At 44.1% G+C, this 1,801-nt stretch carries 3 protein-coding genes and 1 pseudogene; 2 read left to right on the top strand and 2 right to left on the bottom strand.

The features are described from left to right. Window positions 1-29: 29 nt before the first annotated feature. Window positions 30-365, top strand: coding sequence for a DUF2605 domain-containing protein (locus tag H6S82_RS31810; protein WP_190473331.1), 336 nt, complete (start codon window positions 30-32; stop codon window positions 363-365). 259 nt (window positions 366-624) lie between these two features. Further along, window positions 625-924: a DUF2973 domain-containing protein gene (locus H6S82_RS31815; RefSeq protein WP_190473334.1), complete on the top strand. Its 300-nt coding sequence runs from the start codon at window positions 625-627 to the stop codon at window positions 922-924. A gap of 188 nt (window positions 925-1,112) precedes the next feature. Here the strand turns inward: H6S82_RS31815 and H6S82_RS31820 are convergent, their stop codons facing one another. Both H6S82_RS31820 and H6S82_RS33165 read right to left on the bottom strand, forming a co-directional pair. Then, entirely contained in the window at window positions 1,113-1,496 is a 384-nt protein-coding gene (locus tag H6S82_RS31820; RefSeq protein WP_190473337.1) for a hypothetical protein, read from the bottom strand. 122 nt (window positions 1,497-1,618) lie between these two features. After that, a pseudogene (locus H6S82_RS33165) lies at window positions 1,619-1,801 on the bottom strand (RNA-guided endonuclease TnpB family protein); the annotation flags it as partial.

The raw sequence follows: 1,801 nt of genomic DNA on the forward strand, positions 1-1,801 counted from the left end.
TAGATAGGTTAGTAATCTGTAGATAATTCATGCTTAACTCCAACCTGCCTGAGCCAGAATTGCTCAAAACCCTTCTGCAACCGTTGTTAGAAGACTTTCAATATTGGTTTGGGCGATCGCGCGACCTGCTGGAAACAGAAGAAATTGCTTTCTTGAGTCGAGAGCAGCAATCCGACCTATTGGAACGGGTGAAAAACGCTCAAAATGAGGTAAGCACAGTCCATATGCTTTATAAAGCAACGGGCGGTCAAGCTGGCGTCGAAACGGCAACGCTAATGCCCTGGCACCGCTTGCTTATGGAATGTTGGCAGGTTGGGATGCGTTTTCGTATGGAGCAGTCTACCAAACAAAAACAAGACGAGTAGACGCAAAATAAAAATAGCTCCGATTCTGCACTTGCAGAAGAGTTGTAAATATATCATAAAACGCGCTTGTTTCCCTAAAAATTTTTGACCGTGCCTCAAAAACTTTCCAGCCCCTGTTTTTAAATGTGGAAAAAGAAAAAATTATGTCTCGTTAAATCCGCTCATTTAAGCCCCAGCCCCTAGCGCCTATTCCCTTTTTGACTTTTGACTGAGTGATTTTTGACTTTTTTAGAGACTGTTTGACTTGGAGGAAAATGTGATGTTGCACCTGCTTTATATTTTGGCTTTTACTATACTTGCCTTTTTAGCTGTAGGCAATCTCATCCGCAGTTTGATGAGTATAAGTGCGGATTACAATTACAGCAACTGGTCTGCAAGCGATCGATCGACTTCCCGCTCCCATTCTCGCCGAGTTAAGCAGGTGCCGCATCCAGAATTTTTGGATGAAGCTGGCAACGTGATTGACGAACCGCTTTTGGTAATGCGATCGATCGGCGTCGAAGATGCTCGTCAAAAATTAGAATCGCTTTACGAAAATCCTCCCGAAGCTAATGGCTAACTCTTAACCACATTGCAGCCAACTTGAGTTAATACAAACGATCTAATCGTAGGATGGGGGACGGCACGAGCGATAATTTCAGCGCTTTTAACCAATAATTGAGTTGCCGTGCCGTAACTCACCATCAGCTTCGTTGCCTTAACTCTTAAAGAAGGCAGCAACAGCCCATCGCCACCTCTTCATTTCGTTCAAATGGCAGAGAACTTGACCGTTAAAATGCCAGTATTATCGCCATAATTGGGTGTAAAATCATTGACTAGGAAAGTCAAAGTTTCATTCGCTTTGAGAACAATAGTCGTTTCTTGACCCACTTCAGTTACAGCACCAGTTGTCTTGTTCACTGCCAGCAGTGCAAATGTCGTGTTTTTGGGATATTTGAGGTACTGCTGAAATGCTTTCAAGCCCTCATTCAGAGGTGTCTGAATTTCCGGTGGGAAACCCTTCAATCCAGCGGCGGTACAATCTGGAATATCGGCTTTTGGTTTCCAAGTACCGGATGGTGTGAATTTATACGAGATATCTTTCGTTTGGCTGTTAGTAAATTCAACGCCTGCGTCGGAGTTGGTTGGCACTTCAAACTCTCCAGTTGTCGGGTCAAATACGGCAAACAGCCCGCCAGAGGTATGACTGAGCAGAATTTGATTGTCTTTTGAATTCGTAGCGCGATTGATAATTGATTGCCCATTATTGTAAACTACCCGCCGCTAATCGGAGTACCGATATAGCGGGGGCTTTCAATAGCCCTCAAACTACAGAATAGCTTGTTGCCTTCAGGTCGGTTTACAGACGACCCCACTAATTCAATCAACTTTGCACCATTAAGATCTGCATCCCCATGCCAACCACAATGCCCACATTTAAAAATTTTCCCACTCCG

The organism is Planktothrix sp. FACHB-1355, assembly GCF_014748295.1.
GTDB lineage: Bacteria > Cyanobacteriota > Cyanobacteriia > Cyanobacteriales > Aerosakkonemataceae > Aerosakkonema > Aerosakkonema funiforme_A.

Excerpts from the sequence above, each read along its gene's own strand:
- H6S82_RS31815 (WP_190473334.1), top strand. The coding sequence starts at position 625 with ATGTTGCACCTGCTTTATATTTTGGCTTTTACTATACTTGCCTTTTTA.
- H6S82_RS31810 (WP_190473331.1), top strand. The coding sequence starts at position 30 with ATGCTTAACTCCAACCTGCCTGAGCCAGAATTGCTCAAAACCCTTCTG.